Origin of the sequence: Franconibacter helveticus LMG 23732 (assembly GCF_000463115.2) — a bacterium.
GTDB lineage: Bacteria > Pseudomonadota > Gammaproteobacteria > Enterobacterales > Enterobacteriaceae > Franconibacter > Franconibacter helveticus.
The window spans coordinates 114456-136495 of the sequence record NZ_AWFX01000042.1 but is presented as its reverse complement, the minus strand read 5'-3'; the positions used below and the strand labels follow the sequence as shown (position 1 = coordinate 136495).

The following is a 22040-nucleotide window of genomic DNA, read 5'->3' as shown; positions in this document are numbered from 1 at the left end:
AAACGCAAAAGAAAACGCCCGGCGAACCGGGCGTCAGGGAAGCTTTCTTCAGAATGTGGTCCAGCCGTCATCCAGCGTCACGCCGCGTTTTGGCGCAGGCGCGCTGGCAACCGGGCGGTTTTGCGCTGCCGCGGCGCGGGTGGGTTTGCCTGGCGCATCCTGTTCGGCCAGGCGGAACGTGGCCACCAGCTGCGACAGCAGGCTCGCCTGCTCTTCCAGCGCCTGGGCGGACGTGGACGACGCCATAACCAGCTGCGCGTTCTGCTGGGTCGTGGCGTCCAGTTCGCTCACGGCGCGTGAGATCTGCTCAATGCCGCGGCTCTGCTCTTCGGAGGCGGAAGAGATTTCGCCCATGATGTCGTTGACGCGGGTGACGGAACTCACCACCTGCTCAATCGTCTCGCCCGCCCTCGCCGCACGTTCGCTGCCGGTCTGGATGCGGTTGACCGATTCATTGATCAAGTGCGCGATATCTTTCGCCGCCTGGGAGCTGCGGCTGGCGAGGCTTCGCACTTCGCTTGCCACCACCGCAAAGCCGCGGCCCTGCTCGCCCGCCCGCGCCGCTTCCACCGCCGCGTTGAGCGCCAGGATATTGGTCTGGAAGGCGATGCTGTTAATCACGGCGGTAATATCAGCGATTTTCTGCGAACTGGCGGAGATTTCGCCCATGGTTTTCACCACGTCGCGCACCACTTCCCCGCCCTGGCTTGCGGTTTGCGACGCTTCGGCGGCGATTTTACTGGCGTGGCGCGCGTTGTCGGCGTTGTTTTTCACCGTTGCGGTTAACTGCTCCATGCTGGCGGCAGTCTGCACCACCGCCGCCGCCTGCTGCTCGGTGCGTGAAGAGAGGTCGCTGTTGCCGGTGGCGATGTCGCTTGCGGCATGGGAAACGCGGGAGACGCTCTGGCGCACGTCGCCAATGATCGCCCGCAGCCGTGCGTTCATGCCGCCCATCGCGCCGGTAAGCTGACCCAGTTCGTCACTGCGATCCGCTTTAATTTCCGAGCTGAGATCGCCGCTGGCGATACGCTCCGCCAGCGCCAGGTTATGGGTCAGCGGACGGGTTATCTGGCGGGTAATGTAAAACGCCACCAGCAGGCCGAACAGCACGGCCAGCGCGCCGATAATAATAGCCGCCGTCGACGAGTTATACGCCAGTTCGTCATTCTGCGTTTTCACCAGCGCGATTAGCTGGCGAATGGAGGCGCTGCTCTGATCGCCGGCGATTTTCACGCTATCTTCCGCCGCTTTTAACTGATTCCAGCTGGCGTAATAGCTTTTGCTGAGATCGCGATAGCGCGTGGTGTCGCTCCACAATGCCTGGAAAGGGGCCTGCAACGCGGGGTCAAGCTCGCTCATCAACGCGTTAAGCTGCGTTTGCGCCGCGCTGTAGCGCTGGTCGAGCGCCTGTTGCGCCGCGTCGTTGCCGCTAAGGCGCAGCGCCCAGGCGTGATCGCGCACGCTGCTGATGGCGAACAACAGGTCATAGATTTTATAGGCCTGCTCCGGGTCTGAAACGGGCGTGCGGATAAGCTCGCCGAAGCGTTGCGCCTCTTCTTTCGCCGACATCGCATCAAGCGACGCGCGCAGACTCGTCATCTGTTGCGTGGCCGTTCCCATCGCCGCGATGCTGTCGCTAAAGCCCGCCAGCGCGCGATCGATATCATTAATGATGTTTTTCTCGCTGCCCGCCCAGGTGAGCGCCTGCGCCTGCGCCGTCAGTTCCCGGGCGTGTTGCACATACTTCACCATGGTTTCACGGGCTTTATCGTCGCCGCTGTAGAAATATTTCAGGCGGTTAATTTTTGCCTGAAACACTTCGATATTGATGTCGTAAACCAGATTGGTTTTTTGATAAACGTCGCGGATAGCCATAAAGCGAACCACGCTCAGCGCCGTCGCCAGCGCGACCAGCAGCAACACCAGGCCGAAGCCCAGCGAGAGCTTGCGCGAGATGCGCATATTTCGTAATCGGGGTACCAGACCAGTCATCCTGCCTCTCCTTGTTATTGTGCTGGCGCTTTTTAGCGCCTGAAGAGGTTATCGGTTGCGTGGCTGATTTATTGAGTGACTTTCATTCAAAACGGTGAAAAAAGGACCTTTCGCCCGATAGCCTCGGCAGAAGCCGCCGGGGAAAGGCCCTTACGCCTGCGCGCACAGTTCGTTCCAGTAGCGCAGCCGGATCCCGCGTCGCAACGCGCTATCGGTTGCGATACCAGACCGGATCGATATTGCCGAAATCAATGCCATAGAGATGCCCCGCAGGGATAAAAGATTCCAGCATGCGAGTGCTGTCGTTAAGGGGGCGCGACAGCGTTAACGCCCGGGCGGCCCGGCGGATACGCGTTGTCAGCCTGCGCGACGTGTGTCGGGATAATAAAAGCATCGCCTCCTCCTGTTACGGGTGAATACAGCACCAGTTAAGCGTCGGGGAGGCGCGAAGGGAAACAATCATTTCAGCAGTGGTTAGCAACAAAATCGCTAACCGCCGCGACAGTCAGGCGAAGTACTGTTTTTTCAGGATAACGGTCGCGTCGTCGATAGCGTAATGAATCGCCTGCACGCTGCGCTCCACATCGCCCTGCTCCAGCGCGACCAGCAAGTCTTCGTAGTCGTGATGCTTTTTCACATAGTCCGGCGACTCGGGGTAGAGAAAGTTAAAGCAGGGGCCGATACGCACCCACAGTTGTTCAATAAGATTAAGCAGCGTGGGCATCTCAGCATAAGAGTAAAGCTGAAAACGCAGCAGGTGGTTAGTGTGCAGCGCCTCTTCCACATTGCCGGCGAGCTTGGCGGAATGAAAACGCTGATAAACCTCGCGAAGCGCAGCGAGCTGCCCGCGGGTGAGGCGCGGGAGAGCCGCTTCAACCGCCATGCCTTCCAGGTTTTTGCGGATCTGGCTTATCTCTTCGTAACGCTCAACGCTCATTTCCGGCACCAGAAACGCCTGCGCAGGCGTGGCGTTTAGCGCGCCGCAGGAGACCAGCCGCAGCAAGGCTTCGCGCACGGGGGTGATACTGGTCCCGAGCTGGTCGGCTATTTCTTTGGTCACAAGCCGCGCGCCGGGGCGTAAGCTGCCGACAATCAGCGCGTTTTTAAGTTTAACTTCAACTTGCATCGTGAGGCTCATGCGCTGCGCTTTTTCCAGATCAAGCATGTTTATTTCCTATCAAAATTTTACTTGTTATTGCAGGTGAGTAACCGTCTTACCTGAGATATAACCAGCACGACAGAGTCTGGTCAGACCTGGCGCAATATGACCGCACGATTGCACAGCATAATCATTCAAAAATAAAGGGTTGCTGTGGACCGCACGCAACGCGCGACTGTCCAGTAAAGCTGTTTGTTTATTATTTTGCCGTTATGGTTGTTATCCGGTTTATTTCACTGCCGTTATTATGCGTAGCGGGCTTATCCAGGCCGGGGCTACGCCAACAGGCGATATGAACAGCGCGATGACACCAAAGCCGGGCCGACACTCGTCTCATTCAGTTGCCTTATTGTCATTTACTTCGCTTGCTGTTCAGGCTCACTCGTTACGCCAGTTTATGTAAGTAAAGTCGTTGTTACAGAAATTGCACGAAAACCTGCAATTCCGGGCATTTATAGGAAAAAACCGTATCCGCCAGCGGCTAAAACGCCACAATCACAACGCTATTCCCCTGCCTGAAATGACCGGTTGCGTCGGGATAAGCGCGGCATACATAAGCCGGAATGATGAAATCAAATTTGACCCCCAGCGCTGACAACAATACCTTTACAACCTTATGCGGTTCGCAAATGGATGCGGTTAACCTGGCGCAGGACTCTACAGGCAATATAAAACCGCCGATTTCGGCTGGTGACATGCGTCGCCAGCCGCGCTGATGCTTAGCGTCAGCCTTTTACTGTGAACAATTTTGTACCGAACCCGAGGATCCGTTTATGACCGGCCTGCCCCATCACACTCTTGATCTCACCCTTGAACTGCTTGAAAGCCTCACGCCCTGGCGCAGCGTTGCCGCTGAGCCGGTTCAGCAGCGCGAGCTGGCCGCCTGGCTTGAGCAGTGGTTGATTGATGAGCTGGAGGCGCAGGTTGTGCTGCCGGTCGCAGGGCAGTCGCCTGCCGCGCCGCCGCTGGTGCATGTTCGCATTGACGCTGGCGCGTCGCAGACGGTGGCGCTCTATAACCGCTATGACGTTCTGCCGGCCTCAGAAGATGGCTGGGAGGTTGATCCTTTCCTGGGCGGCGTTCGTCACTGGCCGCAGTGGGGCGATGTCTTTATCGCCCGCGGCGCGCAAAAGCACAAAGGCCCGCTGGCCGGCATGCTGCTGGCGGTGCGCGATCTCCAGGCGAGCGGCTTATTATCGGTGAATCTGGAGATTATCCTGGAAGGCGAACAGGCCTGCGGCAGCGCCGTGTTGCGCCAGTATCTCGCGCAGACCCCCTCTCCTGTTCCACCGGCCGAAGCGGTGCTTTTCCCCGCTTTCTGCGAGCAGGAAGATGGCGCGCCGCGGCTCTGCCTGGGCTACACCGGTATGACGCAGGGACGCGTGCGCGTGAAGGGCGGCTCGCAGGCGCCGACAGACGCAAGCTATGCCGCCTGGGTCGCCAACCCCGCCTGGCGACTCGTTGAGGCGCTGAACGCCATCGCCCCGGCGCAGGCCAATGGCGTGCTGGAAACGCGGCCGCTGGATGTGGAAGCCGCCGAATGGCTTGATGAACTGGCGCAGCAATTCACGCCTGACGAGACACTCGCGCCATCATTGAAAACGACCTCTTACGAGGCGCTGGCGCACCTGCTCGGCAGTTCGGTGCTGGCGGTAAGCGAGCTAAACACCTCCTCCGGCGCGCCTGGCGTTATATCGCCTGAAGCCTGGGCGGAATTTACCCTCACCACGCCGCCCGGCAGCGATCCGCAGGCTTTGCTGGCGCGTCTGCGCGAGCGGCTGGCGCAGCCGGACCTCGCGGGCGCGGAGCTGGAAGCCAGAGAAAGCTATCCGGGCGCGCGCTTTAGCGCGCAGGCGCCGGGCGTAATGGAGCTGTTGATGAGCTATCAGCAGCAGCAGGCCCGCGCCCAAATCTGGCCCTGGTCGCCGGAATGTGCGCCCGCCAGCGCTTTCTCGCGCGTTGCGCCAGCTTTTGTGATGGGGGGTCTTGGTTTCGGCGGCAACGCCTGCGGCGCCAGTGAATTTATTACCCTCAAAGGCCTTGCGCGCTTTCAGCGTTCGCTGCGGGACTGGCTGCTCTGTTTCTGAACGCAGAGGTGAAGAAAAAGGTGGCGGGAACCGCCACCCGAAGGGTTACTCCTCGCCGGTAAGGCGAACCACCAGCTTACCGAAGTTTTTTCCTTCCAGCAGGCCGATAAACGCCTGCGGCGCGTTTTCCAGGCCGTCCACCACCTGCTCGCGATAATGGATTTTGCCCTCTTTCACCCAGGGCTCCATGGCGCGGCGAAACTCTTCGATGCGATGGCCGTAATCCTGGTTAATGATAAAGCCCTGCATACGGATGCGTTTTTTCAAAATGGTGCCCATCAGCAGCGGCAGGCGGTCCGGGCCTTGCGGCAGGTCGGTGGCGTTATAACCTGAAACCAGGCCGCAGACCGGCACGCGGGCGGCGGTGTTAAGCAGCGGCAGCACAGCGTCGAACACCTGGCCGCCGACGTTTTCGTAATAAACGTCAATGCCGTCCGGGCACGCCGCTTTTAACTTTTCGGCAAAGTCGCTGGCGCGATGGTCGATACAGGCGTCAAAGCCCAGTTTTTCCACCGCGTGGCGGCACTTCTCTTCGCCCCCCGCTACGCCGACCACCCGGCAACCTTTGAGTTTGCCAATCTGCCCGACGGTTGCGCCCACCGGGCCGGTTGCGGCGGCGACCACCAGCGTTTCGCCCTGCTTCGGATTGCCGATATCCAGCAGGCCCATGTAAGCCGTAAAGCCCGGCATGCCCAGCACGCCAAGATACCAGGAGGGATGCGCCGGCTGTTTGCCAAGGGGCGAAAGCTCTTTACCGCTGGCGATGCAGTAATCTTGCCAGCCGCCATACCCCACCACCCAGTCGCCCTCGGCGAAATCGGGATGCAGCGATTTTTCCACCCGGGAAATGGTGCCGCCCACCATCACTTCGCCAATCTGCACCGGCGGCGCATAAGAAGGCTCGTCGCTCATGCGTCCGCGCATATAAGGGTCGAGCGAAAGGTAAACGTTGCGCAGCAGCACCTGCCCTTCGCCAGGCTCCGCAACGGTGTCTTCTTCCAGACGGAAATTTTCTGCGACCGGCGCGCCATGCGGACGGGAAGCCAGCACCCAGCGGCGGTTTTGTTGTTGAGTCATAACGTTCTCCTGATGACAAAGCCTGTCCCAATAGTAGAACATCCTCACGGACCGGCGTTATTAAGCCGCACAACAAGGTAAACGCAGGGCGTTTCGCTCTCGTTGATAAAGTGGCAGTCGTTTGGCGGCCCCAGTTCAAGGCAATCCCCCGCCTGCATGTGATGCCGCGTTTCGCCTTCCACAAACACCAGCTCGCCGGACTGCACCCAGATAAGCTGGCGCGCATTAAGATAAGCCGAGGCGGGCATCGGAATATCGCTGCCTGCGGGCAGCTCGACCTGCACCAGATCGAGCGGCAGATCGGATCGCGGCGAGACGTGGCGGCGCAGATAATGGCTTTGCGGGTCGCGCCATACCGGCTGCTCGTGAAAGCGCAGCAGCCTGCCTTCCTGCATCTCTGCCCGGGCGATGAGCGTAGACATGCTAAGGCCGAACGCGCCGGAAAGCCGCCCCAGCAGCGTGGCGGTAGGGCTGCTGTCCCCGCGCTCGATTTTATGGATCATGGCGCGCGAAACCCCTGCCCGCTCGGCCAGTTCATTTTGCGACCAGCCGCGCGACTCGCGTTCCGTACGAATGCGCTCACCCAGTCGTTGACTTAATGTGTCGATGATATTATTCATAGTTGACCATTATAGTTTACAACCGCCGGGGTTCAACCATGCTAATCCGCCACGCTCGCGCAGAAGACTGCGCCGCCATCGCCGATATTTTTAACTATGCGGTGCTGCACACCGCCGCTATCTGGAACGACAGCACTGTCGATGCGGAAAACCGTCTCGCCTGGTTTTATCAACGCGGCAACGCCGGTTATCCGGTACTGGTGGCGCAGGATAACGACAAGGTGGTGGGATACGCCTCCTTCGGCGACTGGCGCGCCTTCGACGGCTTTCGCCATACCGTCGAACATTCCGTCTATGTTCACCCGGAACATCACGGAAAAGGCATTGGCCGGTTGCTGATGGAACAACTTATCGCAGAGGCCCGCAAGATCGGCAAACATGTGATGGTGGCGGGCATTGAGTCGCAAAACGCCGCATCTGTCGCCCTGCACCATAAGCTGGGTTTTACCATTACCGCGCAGATGCCGCAGGTGGGAACGAAGTTTGGCCGCTGGCTGGATCTCACCTTTATGCAGTTGCAGCTTGATACCCGCAGCGAGCCGGACCGGTTGCCATGAACGCCTCGTTGACCCTGCTGTTTCTCACTGCCGCCGGTGTCGGGCTGGTCGTGCAGAATATGATCATGGTGCGCATCACCCAGTCCGCCTCCACCATTCTCATCGCCATGCTGTTGAACTCGCTGGTAGGCATTGTGCTGTTTACCGGCATCTTGTTGTTCAGAAACGGTCTGGCGGGCTTTAGCGAACTGGCGGCGACGGTGCGCTGGTGGACAGTGATCCCAGGGTTGCTCGGTTCATTTTTCGTCTTCGCCAGCATCAGCGGTTATCAGTATGTGGGTGCGGCCACCACCATCGCCGTGCTGGTGGCAAGCCAGCTGGTGGGCGGGCTGGTGATGGATATCGTGCGCAGCCACGGGCTGACTTTTCGCGCGCTAGCCGGCCCCGTGGCGGGCGCCGTGCTGCTGGTTATCGGCGCCTGGCTTGTGGCGAGACGGCAGTTTTAGCAGCGCAGGCAGTCTGAGCCAGTAAAAAAGCCCAACCGGAGTGGGCTTTGCGCAAAGGGTTATTCTTTAAATTGCAGGCGTGATGACCGGGAACTAGCTCTGGCCGCTGCGCCGTGCGCTGACCGTCGCCAGCGCCGCCCAGTCGAGCTTTTCATCGCCGTGCGCCAGCGCGTCAAGGTAGTTGTCGCGCAGCACGCCGGCAATGCCCATCGGCACATTTTTGCTTTCCGCCGCCTGCTGGGCGAGCCGGACATCCTTCAGCCCCAGCTTCATGGTGAAGCCCGCCGGAGAATAGCGATCTTCGGCAATCATCGCGCCGTAGTTTTTATAGGCGGGCGCGGCGAAAAGGGTGCTGGTGAGCATGCCCAGAAAATCGCCTTTAGCCACGTCGTATGCCTCGACTAACGCGGACGCTTCGCCCATCGCCTCGATGGCGCTCGCCAGCATAAAGTTTGCCGCCAGCTTCACCGTCGCCGCCTGGGCCGGACGCTCGCCGAAGCGCCAGGTTTTCTGGCCCAGCACGTCAAAAATTTCCTGCACTTTATCAAGCAGCGTCGCCTCGCCCGCCGTCAGAATATTGAGGTTGCCGGCAGCCGCCACGTCAACGCGGCCCAGCACCGGCGCGGCGATGTAGGCGATGCCTTTTTCGCGGGCGCGCTTTTCCATCTCTTCGGTAAAGGCTACCGAAACGGTCGCCATGTTGATCCAGATAGCGCCGCGCGGCAGCGCCGCCAGCGCCCCCAGGCCTACCACCACCTGTTCGGTGGCGATGTCATCGGCGAGGATAGTAATCAGCACCGAGGCGGGGGCGATGTCGGCGGGCGTCGCCGCCACGGTTGCGCCCTGCTCCGCCAGCGCCTGCGCGGGTTCAGGCGAACGGTTCCACACCGTCAGCGCATAACCCGCCTTAAGTAAATTGAGCGCCATCGGCTGGCCCATGCCGCCGAGACCCAGAAAAGCAATATGCATGATTCCTCCGTTAAATGATGGTGCCGCCTTTAGTCAGCTCCGCCAGCCGCTCCTGTGCCTCGCGTTCGCGATCCTCTTTATGCTGGCGACCGTGGTGAGCGATGGCATGGCGTAGCCGCTGCTGCTGTTCATAGCGCGCTTCGCGGCTCAGTTCGCTGTCTTCGCTTAGCGCAATCAGCAGTTCATTCATGTGAGCGATAACGCTTTCGCTAATCGCCGCATCAACGCGGCTTATTACTTCATCCAGATGCGACATGAGAACCCCCTGGCTTATCGCCGCGGCGCCGGGCCGCGGCGTCAACATTAATTGAGTTTCGCTTTGGAAAAATCGCTGCCCATCAGGCTGACGCTGTAACCGCTCACGTTGCTGCGGGTAGCGAAGAAGGTTTTGCCGTTGGCGAGCGGCACCCACGGCGCCTGCTCATGAAAAATCACCTGCGACTGCTGATAAAGCTTAGCGCGCGTCGCCGGGTCGCTCTCGCGTTTGGCCTGGTCAATCAGCGAGGTGAATTTTTTATCGCACCAGCGGGCGGCGTTTGAGCCGCTCTGGATGCTCTCGCAGCTTAACAGCACATCGGTGAAGTTATCCGGGTCGCCGTTGTCAGACATCCAGCCATAGAGCGCGGAGGAGTGCTCGCCCTTGCGCAGGCCAGAGAGGTATTCACCCCATTCATAGCTGACAATTTTCGCCTTCACGCCCACTTTCGCCCAGTCGTTCTGGATCATCTCGGCGATACGGCGCGAGTTAGGGTTATAAGGACGCTGGACCGGCATCGACCAGAGGTCGGTTTCAAAGCCCTTCTCAAGCCCCGCCTGCTTCAGCAACGCTTTCGCCTTTTGCGGATCATATTCGTAATCTTTCAGATCGGGGTTAAAGCCCATCATGTTTGGCGGTATCGGCGATTTCGCCACGCTGCCGCTGCCCATAAACACAGCGTTGATAATCGCTTTTTTGTCCACCGCATAGTTCAGCGCCTGGCGCACCAGCACATTATCAAACGGCTTTTTCTCCGTGTTGAAAGCGAGATAACCGACGTTCAGCGCCTCGACGCTATGCAGCGTCAGGTTTTTATCCGCTTTGATCTGCTCAAATTGCACCGGGCTCGGCGCCGGGATTATCTGGCACTCGTTGGTTTTGAGTTTCGCCAGGCGGGTTTCCACGCTGGGGGTAATAGAGAAAATCAGGTGCTTCGTCGGCACTGCGCCATCCCAGTAGTTGGGGTTGGCGATGTAGCGGATCAGGGAATCGGCTTTGTACTGTTGCAGCGCATAAGGGCCGGTGCCAATGGGCCAGTTATCGACGTTTTCCGGCGTGCCCTTTTTCAGCATCGCATCGGCATATTCCGCAGAAAGTATGGAGGCGAAATCCATGCCCCAGTCGGCAAGGAACGGGGCGTTAGGTTCGCTCAGCGTAAACTGCACGTGGTAGTCGTCGAGCTTTTTCACGTCGGTGATGAGCTTATCCAGCCCGACGTCATTGAAATACTCGTAGTTGCCCTGTGAAACGTTATGGTACGGATGCTTCGGATCTTTCTGGCGCATCACCGAGAAAATCACGTCGTCGGCGTTAAAGTCGCGGGTGGGTTTGAAGAATTTGTTGCTGTTGAACTTCACCCCCTGGCGCAGGGTAAAGGTCCAGACCAGGCCGTCTTCGCTGACTTTCCAGTCGGTGGCGAGCGAAGGCACCGGCGCGTTGGTTTTAGGGTCAAACGTCACCAGGCGGTTATAAAGCACCTGCGAACTGGCCACGAAGGTTGGGCCGGAGCTGGCGATTTGCGGGTTAAACGATTCGGGCGAAGCCTCGGAGCAGTAGATAATTGTGTCGCCGGAGGCCGCCTGCGCGGCGGCAGGCAGCAGCGCCGCGCCGAGCAGCAGCCCGGGCAGCATTTTAGCGGGGGTCATCTTTGCCATAAAAAACACCAATTATTATTAAGGTAAATATTATGAAGGGTAATCACAACACAGCCTTATGCCACTGGCAAATAACAAAAAACTGGCGGGTTATGCATTTTCAGCGGTTTTCGCTCAAAACACCGGCAGATCCAGACTGAAACTTCATAACACGCCGTTAACTGCTTTCCTGCCAGCCGCTTGCAACGCAAGTCAAGAAAATTCCTAAGGTTCAATAGCCCGAGAATTGGCCCGATTTCGCGTTTCTTTTGCCGTTTGCTTGCCGCCACGCCCGGTAAAGTGGAGCCGTGAAAAAAGTTTTTATGCAGAGAGTGTGACGTGGCGAAAATTCTATTGCGCAGCGGTTTCCTGGACGATTTCCAGAGCGTTGGCGAAAACGGCCAGGCGGTGTTTGACTCCGCGCTGCAAATTCGCGAAACCCTTCGTCTTCGCAAGCAGCCGCTGGAGGCGTGTCTCGCCATTCCACAGCTGAATGATGATGGCGACCGGGTTGACTGGTACTCGCCGGTAACCGGCGACGTTGTGAGCTGGGCGGCGGCAGACGACGACGCGCGCCGCCGCGCCCGGCGACTGCTGGAGAGCGCCGTAGGCAGCGCCCGCGCGCTGAGCCAGCGCTGCCTGCAATCTGAGAAAACCGCACAGCAGCTCTTTGGCGCCCTGCTCGCCAAAACGGCGCAGTTTCCTGCGGCGAACCATGTCTATCTGGTTGGCGGCAAGCCGGTCATTACTTTCTGGGGCTTCGTTAACCTCAACCAGAGCGTGCGCGAAGAGGTGCTGGACTGCCTGGCGCAGGAAGAGCGCGAGCCGGAAATCGTCATGCTGCCGCCGGAGCCGGAAGAGGAGCCGCAGCCGGAGCGCCTCGTTTTAAGCGAGCCGGATGCGCCCTTTCTGGCGCCCGCCCCTGCGCCCGTCGCGCCGCAAATCGCGCCGCCCGTCGCCCCGGTTGAACCTGTCGCCGCCCCGCCTGTTGCCGAGCCAGCGCTGGCTACCCCTGAGGTCGCCGCCGCCGCGCCAGCGCCTGGCCGTAAGCGCCGCTCGCTCTGGATGCTGCCGGTTGCGGCAGCGGTTGCGCTGGCCTTCGGCGCGCCTGCGGCCTGGAAAATGCTGCATACCGACGCCGCCGTGAAACCGGCGGTATCGGTGGCCGACATCAAAGCCGTGGAAATTGCGCCTGCGCCGGTGAAAACCGTGGATGCGCCCGCGCCGGTCGAACCGCAACCCACCGCCGCGCTGCCGCTTGCCGAGGCGCAGATCGCCGCGCCCGTGGACACGCCAGCGCCTGAAGCCGCCGCGCCTGCGGCTGCGCCGAAAACGCTGATGGTGATGGACGCAGGCCAGGTAAAAGCCGGCTCTACCCGTTTTCTTAACGGCGCGTGGCGCGTTACCGTTGATGTTAACGATCCGGTCACCGGCAGGCCGCCCGCGCTGCGTTATGAACTCAAAGATAATAAAGGGCTGGTGCGAATCTCGCGCAGCGGCGGCGTGGTGTGCCGCGCCGAGCTTTACGCCGGGCTGCATCAGTCCGGCACGCTGATGATCAAAAGCCGGGGCAATGCCCGTTGCAGCGACGGCAGCCGTTATCCGGTGCCGGAAGTGGCCTGTAAAGCAGGCGACCAGGATGTAGCCCAGTGCACGGGCCGTTACGACGAGAAAACCGTGCTGCCCCTGACGTTTAAGAAAGTGAGCGCCTGATCCTATGCTGGCAAACCTGTGTGATTACAAACAAAGCGTCACCCTGATTGAAAACAGCGGGGTGCAGTTTTTAGATTTCGGCGTTACGCCAGCAGACGCGCCGCACGGCGGTCGCTTTGTGCGTAAAACCGCCAACGGCCCCCTGCTGCGCCTGGATTACGACAGCGCCGGCGGCAAATTTACCCTGCCCTCGCCCAATGGCGGCGCGCCGGAAGTGGTTCGGCCTGAAAGCACCTTCGCCCTGAGCCAGTCGCTGGCGGTGCTCGACGGCGTCTGGCTGCCGGTGCCGGTGCTGCGCTTTAACCCGCCACGCACTTTCGTGCAGGGCCCGGATAACTGGGCGCGGGTGCAGATCCGCCGTCTGGAGACGCCGGACAGCGCAGGCCATACGCACCGCGTGACGCTTGCCTTCGACACACAAATTCAGCGCGATGAGAGCAACCAGGGGCAGCTTGCCCCGGTAGAAAACGACGTGCGCAACGGCAGCCGCTTCGCGCTCGCCTGGCGCGATGACGAAGTCGCCGATTTTCTCGACCAGACCTGGGTCGACGGCTGGCTGCGGGAAACGTTTAGCCATTTCGCCACCCAGCAGGAGGCGCGCAGCGAGGAGTCGCTTGTCCGCGCCATGAAAGGGTTTGAGTACCAAGGGCACTGGCTGAACCTGATGTCGTTGCTGGGCGAGCAAATCCGCGTGCCGGAACTGAAAATCGTCACCGCCACCCTGAGCGCTCCTGCCGTGCCGGTCGATTTAATTCTGGACGTTGGCAACACCCATACCTGCGGCGTGATTATTGAAGATCACGGCGAGGCGAACGACGGTTTGCGCCAGACCATGGAGTTGCAGGTACGTTCGCTCAGCGAGCCGCAATACCTTAATGCGCCGATGTTCACCAGCCGCCTCGCCTTTGCTGAAGCGCGCTTCGGCAAACAGCATTTTTCCGTGGAAAGCGGCCGCGACGACGCCTTCACCTGGCCTTCTATCGTGCGCGTGGGCGACGAAGCGCGTAAGCTCGCGATGCAGCGCCTCGGCACCGACGGCAGCAGCGGTATCTCCAGCCCGCGCCGTTATTTATGGGATGAAACGCCCGCCGCGCAAGCCTGGCGCTTTAATTTACTGACGCCGAAAACCCAGCGCGAACCGCTCGCCACAGCGTTTCCGCTGATGAACCTGATGAATGACGAAGGCCAGCCCCTGTGGGAGCTGCCCGCCGACGAACGTCTGCCGGTCTTTTCGCCGCAGTACAGCCGCAGCTCGCTGATGACCCACATGCTTTGCGAACTGCTTTCCCAGGCGCTGTGCCAGATTAACAGCGTGGCGAGCCGCCTGCGGATGGGCAACGCCCACTCTCCGCGCCAGCTGCGCACGCTTATCCTCACCTTGCCTTCCGCCATGCCTAAGCAGGAGCGCGAAATTTTCCGCCGCCGCATGCATGAGGCCATCGCGCTGGTCTGGAAAGCCCTTGGCTGGCACCCGCAGGATGACGATTTTACCTCCGCCAAAGGCCAGCAAAAAAGCCGCGTGCCCGCGCCGCAGGTACAGATGGACTGGGACGAAGCGAGCTGCGGTCAACTGGTATGGCTTTATAACGAAGCCATGGTGCGCTTTAACGGCCAGACTGAGCGCTTTTTCGCAAGCTACGCGCGGCCCGACCGCGACACGCCGGCAGGCGAGAAGCCGGGGCGCCAGCTGCGCATCGCCTCGATAGACATCGGCGGCGGCACCACCGATATGGCCATTACCGACTACCGGCTGGACGACGGCGTCGGCAGCAATGTGAAGATCGCGCCGGAACTGTTGTTCCGCGAAGGGTTTAAGGTGGCGGGCGACGACCTGCTGCTCGATATCCTTCAGCGCTGCGTGCTCCCTGCCTTGCAGGAAAGCCTGCAAAAAGCGGGCGCGCCGGATGCGGTGACGCTAATGGCGACGCTGTTCGGCGACTCCGGTCGCATGGACACCCAGGCGATTTTACGCCAGCAAACCGCGCTGCAACTGCTGATGCCGGTCGGCCATGCGATTTTACACGCCTGGCAGCAGAGCGAAGCCAACGACCCGCTGGCCGGGCTGCACGCCACCTTCGGCGAACTGCTGACCCGCCAGCCAACGGCCAACGTGCTCAATTATCTGCATCAGGCTATCGGGCATGCGCTGCCAGGCGACGCTGTCGCCTTTAACGTGCTTGATGTGCCGTTGCAGGTGAGCTTCAGCGAGCTACAGGAGGCGATGCTCAACGGCAAATTCAGCCTCTGCGCGCCGCTGCATGCGCTCTGCGAAGCTATTACCCATTACGCCTGCGACATACTGCTGGTGACGGGCCGTCCAGGCTGTTTGCCGGGCGTGCAGGCGCTTATTCGCCACCTTCAGCCGGTGCCGGTGAGCCGCATTGTCTGGCTTGATAATTATGAAGTGCACGAGTGGTATCCGTTCAGCCAGCAAGGGCGCGTGGGCAACCCGAAAGCGACGGCGGCGGTGGGCGCGATGCTCTGCGCGCTGGCGCTCGACTTACGCCTGCCGCGCTTTAATTTTAAGGCGGCGGATATCGGCGCCTATTCCACCGTGCGCTATCTCGGCGTGCTCGATAACGTCGCCAACCTGCTCAGCGACGAAAACGTCTGGTACAGCGAGACAGACCTCGACAACCCGGGCGAGAAGCTCGATGCGCGTCTGCATTTTCCCCTGCGCGGCAACGTCACCCTGGGTTTTCGTCAGCTCGACAATGCGCGCTGGCCCGCCACGCCGCTTTATACCCTTTCGGTAAACGCGCCGGAGCTGGCGAAAGCCATTGCCGGCGACGGGGTGCTTAACGTGCGCCTTCAGCTCACCGGCGGCGGCAAACACCAGGCCCCGGAAGCGTTCAGCCTGGCGGAAGCGTGGCTTTCCGACGGCACCCGGGTGCCGCTGGAGCAGCTGACCTTTAAACTTAATACGCTGGCTGACCGTCGCAGCAGCGGCAGCCATTACTGGATAGACAGCGGGAGCGTTTATTTAAAATGAGTCATCCGAACCTCACTTCACGCACCCTGATCGCCCTGACTCACTGGGTAGAGGAAGCGCGCCAGCGCGCGCCTCTGCTGAATGACGAAGCCGACGCCCTGCTGGCCCGGTTGCAACAGCTTGAAAGCCGCGCGCAAGCAATAGTGAAACTGAGCGACGCGCCGCGCACGGTGGGCCTTTACGGCTACGCCGGGGCAGGCAAAGCGTTTTTGCTCTCCACGCTTGCCAGTTGCCAGCCGGAGCGGCTTCACGTCACGCCTGGCGGCAAACACCTTGATTACCTCACGCATATTAATCCGGGCAACAGCGCCACGGCGATGGCGGTGCGCTTTACGCAAGACGAAGGCGACCTGCCGGAGCGTTTTGCCCTGCGGTTACGCCTGTTAAGCGAAAGCGAGCTGGTGCAGATTTTTATCGCCCGCTATTACGCCGACGGCGCGGCGCGCACGCTGACGGATGCGCAGGTGCAGCAACGCCTGGCGCCGCTGCGGGCGCTGTGCCAGCCGCAGGCGCACCCGGCGGTGCGGGCTGAAGAGGTCGCCACCCTCGCGGCCTTCTGGAGCGAGACGGCGCCGAAACGGCATCAAAGCCTGACGGACGCAAGCTGGCACCAGCTTGCCGCCCTGCTTCCGGCCCTGACCCTGAACGATCGCGCGCGCGTTTACCCTCTGCTGTGGGGCGAAAATCAGGAGCTGACGCAGCAATGGCTGGAACTGGCGCAAACGCTGGAAGCGCTGGGTCATGCGCCGGAAGTTGCCGCGCCGCTGAGTCTGCTGGTGGATTCATTCTCCCTGCCCGCTGAGGGCTTTTTGCTGCCGGGCGGAACAGCGGATGAAAACGTGCAGGTTTGTCCGCTGGACGCTAACGGCGTTCAACCGGCGCACAGGGTTGCAGTGGACACGCTCGCCCTGCTGACCCGGGAACTGGTGCTACCGCTGGCCGACGCTACGCAACTGCGCAGCAGTTCGCACAACGGCTCGGGCAACAGCGAAATCATCGACATCCCCGCCGCCCCTGCCGACAACAGCCTGACCGCCAGCAAAATTCGCTGGCTGCTGTCGGGCTATCGCCAGCGCCTTCAGCCCGACGTGTTGCTGGTATGCAACGCGGCGCCCGAACGCGCCGCCATTATTCCCGCCGCGCGCGAATTGCGCCGCTGGGTGGATGATACGCAGCCCGAAGGCGCGCAGCCAAAGCTGGTCTGGGTGATCACCCCTCACGACGCCCGCTTCCACGGCGGGCAGCATCTTGATGAAGGGGTGCAGCGCCTGCTTGGCAAACCAGGCAGCCGCTGGGGCGCGTTGCAGGCGCTCGATGCCCGCAATGTACAACGCCTGGTGGAATGGCTCAGCGAAGCGCTAAACGATGCGGGCCATGAAGCGCGCCGGGCGGCGATGGAAAACGCGCTGTTCGCCTCGGCGCAGGCGCTGTTTCAGCGCTACCTGGCGGTTGAAAGCGACGACGACGCCCGCCGCCGCGCCGAGCAGGAAGTCCGCGCGCTTCAACGCCAGGCATCGCGCCATGGCGATGTGCTGGAAGCGCTGCTGCCTGCTGGCCGCGCGCGCAGCGCGGATGACGATACGCCGCCGGGCGTTATCGACACTACGCAGGCGATCTTTAGCGACAGCATTGATCTTTTTGCCGATGACCCCGCAGAAACGGCAGCGTTAGCCAGTGAACGGCAGACAAGCAAAAGCGAACAGCATCCCCACCGCCGCTGGGTTAACCATGTGCGCCACTGGTCTCAGCAGCCGGATAATGCCGCCGCGCTGGGGCTGGAGGCGTCAACCCTGCGCTGGCTTGGCGAAACGCTGGCGGTTGCGAGCTACCGGCTGGCGCTGGATGAAAAGCTTGAGTCGTTGTCGGGCGACGAGGCGCAATGCCACGCCGCGCTAATGCAATTTGTCAGTTGGCTCGGTTACGCCGAAGCGCCGCTGGCGCAGCGCCCCGCAAGCCGCGTGAATAAAGGCGCACCGATTTTCGCGCCGGTTGAAAGCCCCCGCCAGCGGCTTTCGCGTCTTGGCGACCAGCCCGTCCATGCCGCCACGCGCTATGTTTACGACTGGCTGGTGGCGCTTTACACGCTGGCCTGCGACAACATCGGCTACCGCCATCCGCTGGATGTGAGCGACAGCGACCGTCAGGCGCTGGCCGCGCTTTTCAGGTAGCCATTTCTGGCCGGTTTGCAAAATGTGAACCGGCCGCTAACGCGTTAAAAAACCGTGCGATATCCGCCCCACCGCTGGTTTTTCCTGCTGCGCCCCGTACACTCTCACCACGCTTTACATTCTTATAACAATTGAGGTGTCCGATGGCTTCTGTTCCTTTTACGCCTGCGTTACTGATCAATGGCGAGCAACGCGCCGCCGCGACCGGGCGCACCTTTACCCGGCTCAATCCGCTGGATGAAAACACAGCGACTATCGCCCCCGCCGCCACGCCGGAGGATGCGCTGGCCGCGGCAGACGCCGCCGCCCAGGCGTTTATCGGCTGGCGTGATACCGGGCCTGGCGAGCGCCGGGCGCTGCTGCTGAAGGCGGCGGCGGAACTGGAGGCGCGGGAGGCGCAGTTTATCGCCGCGATGGCGGCGGAAACCGGCGCTTCCGCCCAGTGGGCGGGGTTCAACGTGCATCTGGGCGCGGGCCTGCTGCGCGAAGCGGCGGCGCTCACCACGCAAATCACCGGTGAAGTTATCCCCTCTGACGTGCCGGGAAACCTGGCGATGGCGGTGCGCCAGCCAGCCGGCGTGGTGTTCGGCATGGCGCCCTGGAATGCGCCGGTGATCCTCGGCGTGCGCGCTATCGCCACACCGCTTGCCTGCGGCAATACGGTCATTCTTAAAGGCAGCGAGCTTTCTCCCGCCACCCACGGTCTTATCATCGACGCGCTGCACGCGGCGGGCTTTGCGCCCGGCGTAGTGAATTTTATTACCAGCGCGCCGCAAGAGGCGGCGGCAATCACCGAGGCTGTGATTGCGCATCCGGCGGTGCGCCGGATCAACTTCACCGGTTCAACCCGCGTGGGCCGTCTTATCGCGCAAACCTGCGCACGCTATCTCAAACCCGTGGTGCTGGAGCTTGGCGGTAAGGCGCCGCTGCTGGTGCTGGACGATGCGGACATTGAGCTTGCGGTAAACTGCGCCGCGTTTGGCGCCTTCGCCAACTCCGGGCAGATTTGCATGTCCACGGAGCGCATTGTGGTGGATGAGCGCGTAGCCGATGAGTTTGCCGCGCAGTTCGCGGCGAAGGCGGCTTCTCTTCCCTGCGGCGACCCGCGTAACGGGCCAACGGTACTGGGGTCTGTGGTGGACAAACAAACGGTGACGCGCTGCAACGCGCTGATTGATGACGCCCTTGCCAAAGGCGCCACGCTGCTGGCGGGCGGCAAAGCGGAAACGACGCTGATGCCCGCCGCGGTGCTGGATCATGTCACGGCGCAGATGCGTATTTATCATGAAGAGTCGTTCGGCCCGGTAAAAGCGATTGTGCGCGTGCGTGACGAAGCAGAAGCCATTCGCGTTGCCAACGATAGCGAGTTTGGCCTTTCCAGCGCCGTTTTCAGCCGCGATACCGCGCGCGCCTGGCGGGTGGCGCAGCGGTTACAAAGCGGGATTTGCCATATTAACGGGCCAACGGTACACGACGAGCCGCAGATGCCGTTCGGCGGCGTTAAGGACTCCGGTTACGGGCATTTTGGCGGACAAGCAGGCGTGCAGGCGTTTACCGAACTGCGCTGGATAACGCTGCAAACCGCGCCCCGTCCGCTACCTTTCTGAGTCAGCGACGCAACTGGCGGTTGTTAAATTCCCACAGTCGGTTGTAGCCGACGTCATCAAGGCGGCGCGCCGCCGCCGCGTTGCCCCTGAAGGGCCGCGAGGTGGTGGCCGCCGCACCCCAGGGAGAAAGCCGGTCATAGCTGTCGTCTATCAGGCTGTCGCGAATAAGCAACTGGCCGTTAGCGGTTACGCCAGGCAGATAGCCGGTTTTTCCGGCGCCCTGATCCCAGGCGCGGCCGAGCTTCGCTTTGCGCCCGTCTGCATAGCCCGCATCGCCGGTGAACAGGCTGTCGCGCACCAGAAATCCCCAGCGGTTATGCGGCAAGGTGGCAGGCGCCAGCACATAAGCCTCGTTTGAGCCGCGGCTGGAAACCGTGTGAAAATGCACCCGTTCAAAAACGGCGTTGGCGCGGCCAAAGACATAATCGACATCCCCTTCCACATAGCTTTCGCTGACCCGCACCCGGCTGATGCGGTCCGTTACGGCCTCATTCAGGCGGTTGCTGGTGTTCAGATAGAGACTGTCCTGACGGCTAATCACGCGCAGCTTTTCCAGCTGTACCCGGTCGCCATCGGTGCGCAGCGCCACGGCCTGATGGCTGAATGCATCCACGCTGTCGAGCAGGCTGTTGACCACGCTGAGATTGGCCAGCTGGAAATCGTCGCTTTGCGCCCAGACCACGGCGCTGCAATTGGTGCCAATGGCGTCGGTCGTTTTACCGGCGCACAGGTCGTACATATACCAGGCGGGATCGTGCGCCGCAAATTGTCTGCTTACCGCCTGTCGGTAGCGGGCGGGCGAAAAGCGCGCGTCAAGCGCCAGGCGGAGCGTGACCGCCTGCGGCGTTGAACCGGCGCCGAAAATCGTCACCGGCGGCGCCTGTTGCGGAACATAGACCACGCCGTCATAAACGCCCGGCATCACTTTGATCCAGACGCGCTCGCCAGAGGGGCGACGCAGCGCGGCATTCAGCGCTTGCTGCACCGTGGCGTAAGGCGCGTTTTGCCCCACCACATACGCTGTATCGGCTTTTATCGCCACCGGCTCCGGATGCCAGCGGCCCGTCAGACTTGCCAGTTTACCGCCCGCCGCGAAAAGGTTTTCTTCGCTAAAATCGCGGGCTTCTTCAGCGCTGAGCACAGGCCGCGTTGTGGTGCCGGGCGACTCGAAAGTATAAACATTGCTCACGCCGCACCCCTGTGCCAACAGCGGCAATGCAGCAAGCGGAAGGTTTTGCCAGCGCATTTCATCCTCTTATGCAGGAAACCGAAACAGAAGAAGATGATAATGAAACGCTGTTTTATAAAATACCCACACCGTCACGCTTTACGGCTGTTGCAGACAAAAAGCCCGCAGCGCCTCAGCCAGCGCGACAGGGTTTTCCCAGGAGAGGGAATGCCCGGCGGCGGGAATAAGGGTGGTCGGCACGCCGGCTGCCGCTAAAGCGGTAAAATCGGCATCCGGCAGCGAAAGCTCGCCAAAAATAAGCAGCTTAGGTTTATCGAGCGCCACGAAAGCCTGATACCAGTCGACGCTGCTTCCTTTTACCAGCGCGGCGGCGCTTCGCCACACCGCCCACGGCGCGCTACTGAGCAAGCTGCCAGCCCAGGGCGAGCTCTCTTCGTCCAGCATCTGCTGATATTTCTCGTTAACGAATTGCGCTTCGCTCCAGGCGGCAATAACGCTGCTGCTTTCCCCGCCCCCCGGGTGAAAATTGGGTTCGGATACCGCAAGCCCCTGCAAACGCGCATCCGCCCTGCTCGCCGCCTCGATGGCGATACTGCCGCCCATGCTATGACCGTAAAGCCAGAAAGCGCCAGGGTTGAGTTCCTCCACCAGCTCCATCACCACCTGTGCCTGGTCCCCGGTGCTGTAAGCGTAATCGCGCGGCCTTTCGCTGTAGCCGCTGCCGGGCAAATCAAGGAGCACGACCCGTTGCCCGCCAAAAGCGGGATCGATGGCGATGCGCGGATATTCATAAGAGGAAGCGCAGCCAAGACCATGCACCATCAACAGCGGGTCGCCGCTGCCTGGAAAATCGTGATAGCGCACAAGACAGCCTGCGTGACGGGAATAAAAAGTTTTCATGGCTCGCCCTTAAATACTGGTTATATATACAGATTTATCATTATAACGACGTTTTAAGAAACATTTTTTTGCGAGCTGCATCCAGAAAACGCAGCGGCGGCGAAAAATACAGAATTAAGGAAATCGCTTTTCGTTGCCGCTGTGCTGAAATGCTGTTGAACACCCCTGAAAGTAAGGATCACCTTATGAAAGCAAAAAAACTGGCTACGGTTGCGGCGCTGCTGGCAGGCTGTATGGCGATGGTCTCAGCCCCGGCGCTGGCTAACCCGGGCAACGGCAACGGCAACGGCAACGGCAACGGCAATGGCGGCGGTCATAGCAATGGCAACGGCGGCGGCCATGGGAATAGCGGCAACCATGGCAATAGCGGCAATAGCGGCAAAAACAACAATAAAGGCGACAAAGAGAACGGTGCCCACGGTAAAAATTACGGTAAGCCCGATCGCGTTGAGGCGGATATCTCCCCTTCACGCGCGCGTCAGCTGGCGGTGAATTACGGGCTGACAGGCTATCAATCCTTACCGCCGGGCATCGCTAAAAATCTGGCGCGTGGCAAACCGCTGCCGCCGGGCATAGCGAAAAAAACCGTGCCCGCCGACATGCTGCGCGATCTGCCTTATTACCCCGGCTATGAATGGCGCGTGGTGGGCGAGGATCTGGTATTGATTGCGCTC

The 22040-nt window shown here is 60.9% G+C and carries 18 protein-coding genes; 8 read left to right on the top strand and 10 right to left on the bottom strand.

Annotated elements, in window-relative coordinates; all coding sequences use genetic code 11:
• Nucleotides 1–48: 48 nt before the first annotated feature.
• The 3 genes from DW56_RS10945 to DW56_RS10935 all read right to left on the bottom strand — a co-directional run bounded on the left by DW56_RS10945 (nucleotide 49) and on the right by DW56_RS10935 (nucleotide 3157).
• Nucleotides 49–1992, bottom strand: a complete 1944-nt coding sequence (locus tag DW56_RS10945) for a methyl-accepting chemotaxis protein (protein WP_024555152.1) — start codon at nucleotides 1990–1992, stop codon at nucleotides 49–51.
• Nucleotides 1993–2200: 208 nt separating this feature from the next.
• Entirely contained in the window at nucleotides 2201–2386 is a 186-nt protein-coding gene (locus DW56_RS10940) for a hypothetical protein (protein WP_024555153.1), read from the bottom strand.
• 111 nt (nucleotides 2387–2497) lie between these two features.
• Nucleotides 2498–3157 (bottom strand): GntR family transcriptional regulator, encoded by a 660-nt coding sequence (locus tag DW56_RS10935; RefSeq protein ID WP_029589810.1) that lies wholly within the window; start codon nucleotides 3155–3157, stop codon nucleotides 2498–2500.
• A 767-nt stretch (nucleotides 3158–3924) separates the two neighbouring features.
• Here DW56_RS10935 and DW56_RS10930 point away from each other — a divergent pair.
• On the top strand, nucleotides 3925–5238 hold the full coding sequence (locus DW56_RS10930; RefSeq protein ID WP_024555033.1) for a M20/M25/M40 family metallo-hydrolase: 1314 nt from the start codon (nucleotides 3925–3927) through the stop codon (nucleotides 5236–5238).
• 45 nt (nucleotides 5239–5283) lie between these two features.
• Here the strand turns inward: DW56_RS10930 and DW56_RS10925 are convergent, their stop codons facing one another.
• Together DW56_RS10925 and DW56_RS10920 are read right to left on the bottom strand one after the other, a co-directional pair.
• Nucleotides 5284–6315 carry an NADP-dependent oxidoreductase gene (locus tag DW56_RS10925; RefSeq protein ID WP_024555032.1) on the bottom strand — a complete coding sequence of 344 codons (1032 nt, stop codon included), beginning with the start codon at nucleotides 6313–6315 and terminating at the stop codon, nucleotides 5284–5286.
• Between the two features lie 44 nt (nucleotides 6316–6359).
• Entirely contained in the window at nucleotides 6360–6935 is a 576-nt protein-coding gene (locus DW56_RS10920) for a helix-turn-helix domain-containing protein (protein ID WP_024555031.1), read from the bottom strand.
• A gap of 38 nt (nucleotides 6936–6973) precedes the next feature.
• On the opposite strand from DW56_RS10920, the gene DW56_RS10915 reads away from it, so the two are divergent.
• Nucleotides 6974–7492, top strand: a complete 519-nt coding sequence (locus DW56_RS10915) for a GNAT family N-acetyltransferase (RefSeq protein ID WP_024555030.1) — start codon at nucleotides 6974–6976, stop codon at nucleotides 7490–7492.
• Nucleotides 7489–7938, top strand: a complete 450-nt coding sequence (locus DW56_RS10910; RefSeq protein ID WP_024555029.1) for a DMT family transporter — start codon at nucleotides 7489–7491, stop codon at nucleotides 7936–7938. Before DW56_RS10915 ends, DW56_RS10910 begins: the two co-directional genes overlap by 4 nt.
• Before the next feature lie 93 nt (nucleotides 7939–8031).
• On the opposite strand, the gene DW56_RS10905 is transcribed toward DW56_RS10910, so the two are convergent.
• Genes DW56_RS10905 through DW56_RS10895 form a run of 3 tightly spaced genes read right to left on the bottom strand, consistent with a single transcriptional unit; the run spans nucleotide 8032 to nucleotide 10809 of the window.
• Nucleotides 8032–8907 carry an NAD(P)-dependent oxidoreductase gene (locus tag DW56_RS10905; RefSeq protein WP_024555028.1) on the bottom strand — a complete coding sequence of 292 codons (876 nt, stop codon included), beginning with the start codon at nucleotides 8905–8907 and terminating at the stop codon, nucleotides 8032–8034.
• A 10-nt stretch (nucleotides 8908–8917) separates the two neighbouring features.
• Entirely contained in the window at nucleotides 8918–9163 is a 246-nt protein-coding gene (locus DW56_RS10900) for a DUF2526 family protein (RefSeq protein ID WP_024555027.1), read from the bottom strand.
• Nucleotides 9164–9210: 47 nt separating this feature from the next.
• Nucleotides 9211–10809: an ABC transporter substrate-binding protein gene (locus DW56_RS10895; protein ID WP_024562283.1), complete on the bottom strand. Its 1599-nt coding sequence runs from the start codon at nucleotides 10807–10809 to the stop codon at nucleotides 9211–9213.
• Between the two features lie 327 nt (nucleotides 10810–11136).
• Between DW56_RS10895 and DW56_RS10890 the strand changes: the two genes are divergently transcribed.
• The 4 genes from DW56_RS10890 (at nucleotide 11137) to DW56_RS10875 (ending at nucleotide 19277) form a co-directional block, all read left to right on the top strand.
• Nucleotides 11137–12510, top strand: coding sequence for an SrfA family protein (locus DW56_RS10890; RefSeq protein ID WP_024562284.1), 1374 nt, complete (start codon nucleotides 11137–11139; stop codon nucleotides 12508–12510).
• A gap of 4 nt (nucleotides 12511–12514) precedes the next feature.
• Nucleotides 12515–15502, top strand: coding sequence for a virulence factor SrfB (locus DW56_RS10885; protein WP_024554477.1), 2988 nt, complete (start codon nucleotides 12515–12517; stop codon nucleotides 15500–15502).
• Entirely contained in the window at nucleotides 15499–17670 is a 2172-nt protein-coding gene (locus DW56_RS10880) for a virulence factor SrfC family protein (RefSeq protein WP_024554476.1), read from the top strand. Before DW56_RS10885 ends, DW56_RS10880 begins: the two co-directional genes overlap by 4 nt.
• 143 nt (nucleotides 17671–17813) lie before the next feature.
• Nucleotides 17814–19277 (top strand): aldehyde dehydrogenase, encoded by a 1464-nt coding sequence (locus DW56_RS10875; protein WP_024554475.1) that lies wholly within the window; start codon nucleotides 17814–17816, stop codon nucleotides 19275–19277.
• 1 nt (nucleotide 19278) lies between these two features.
• On the opposite strand, the gene DW56_RS10870 is transcribed toward DW56_RS10875, so the two are convergent.
• Nucleotides 19279–20523: a putative acyl-CoA thioester hydrolase gene (locus DW56_RS10870; RefSeq protein ID WP_024554474.1), complete on the bottom strand. Its 1245-nt coding sequence runs from the start codon at nucleotides 20521–20523 to the stop codon at nucleotides 19279–19281.
• Nucleotides 20524–20604: 81 nt separating this feature from the next.
• The gene (locus DW56_RS10865; RefSeq protein ID WP_024554473.1) at nucleotides 20605–21366 is read right to left on the bottom strand and encodes an alpha/beta fold hydrolase; all 762 of its coding nucleotides are present in this window, start codon (nucleotides 21364–21366) and stop codon (nucleotides 20605–20607) included.
• 185 nt (nucleotides 21367–21551) lie between these two features.
• Here DW56_RS10865 and DW56_RS10860 point away from each other — a divergent pair.
• On the top strand, nucleotides 21552–22040 hold a 489-nt coding region (locus DW56_RS10860), incomplete at its 3' end, for an anti-virulence regulator CigR family protein (protein ID WP_035889904.1).

Coding starts and splice junctions, on each gene's coding strand:
- DW56_RS10880 (WP_024554476.1), top strand. CDS start 15,499: ATGAGTCATCCGAACCTCACTTCACGCACCCTGATCGCCCTGACTCAC.
- DW56_RS10920 (WP_024555031.1), bottom strand. CDS start 6,935: ATGAATAATATCATCGACACATTAAGTCAACGACTGGGTGAGCGCATT.
- DW56_RS10940 (WP_024555153.1), bottom strand. CDS start 2,386: ATGCTTTTATTATCCCGACACACGTCGCGCAGGCTGACAACGCGTATC.
- DW56_RS10925 (WP_024555032.1), bottom strand. CDS start 6,315: ATGACTCAACAACAAAACCGCCGCTGGGTGCTGGCTTCCCGTCCGCAT.
- DW56_RS10885 (WP_024554477.1), top strand. CDS start 12,515: ATGCTGGCAAACCTGTGTGATTACAAACAAAGCGTCACCCTGATTGAA.
- DW56_RS10910 (WP_024555029.1), top strand. CDS start 7,489: ATGAACGCCTCGTTGACCCTGCTGTTTCTCACTGCCGCCGGTGTCGGG.
- DW56_RS10875 (WP_024554475.1), top strand. CDS start 17,814: ATGGCTTCTGTTCCTTTTACGCCTGCGTTACTGATCAATGGCGAGCAA.
- DW56_RS10865 (WP_024554473.1), bottom strand. CDS start 21,366: ATGAAAACTTTTTATTCCCGTCACGCAGGCTGTCTTGTGCGCTATCAC.
- DW56_RS10870 (WP_024554474.1), bottom strand. CDS start 20,523: ATGCGCTGGCAAAACCTTCCGCTTGCTGCATTGCCGCTGTTGGCACAG.
- DW56_RS10905 (WP_024555028.1), bottom strand. CDS start 8,907: ATGCATATTGCTTTTCTGGGTCTCGGCGGCATGGGCCAGCCGATGGCG.
- DW56_RS10935 (WP_029589810.1), bottom strand. CDS start 3,157: ATGCTTGATCTGGAAAAAGCGCAGCGCATGAGCCTCACGATGCAAGTT.
- DW56_RS10930 (WP_024555033.1), top strand. CDS start 3,925: ATGACCGGCCTGCCCCATCACACTCTTGATCTCACCCTTGAACTGCTT.
- DW56_RS10915 (WP_024555030.1), top strand. CDS start 6,974: ATGCTAATCCGCCACGCTCGCGCAGAAGACTGCGCCGCCATCGCCGAT.
- DW56_RS10945 (WP_024555152.1), bottom strand. CDS start 1,992: ATGACTGGTCTGGTACCCCGATTACGAAATATGCGCATCTCGCGCAAG.
- DW56_RS10900 (WP_024555027.1), bottom strand. CDS start 9,163: ATGTCGCATCTGGATGAAGTAATAAGCCGCGTTGATGCGGCGATTAGC.
- DW56_RS10895 (WP_024562283.1), bottom strand. CDS start 10,809: ATGACCCCCGCTAAAATGCTGCCCGGGCTGCTGCTCGGCGCGGCGCTG.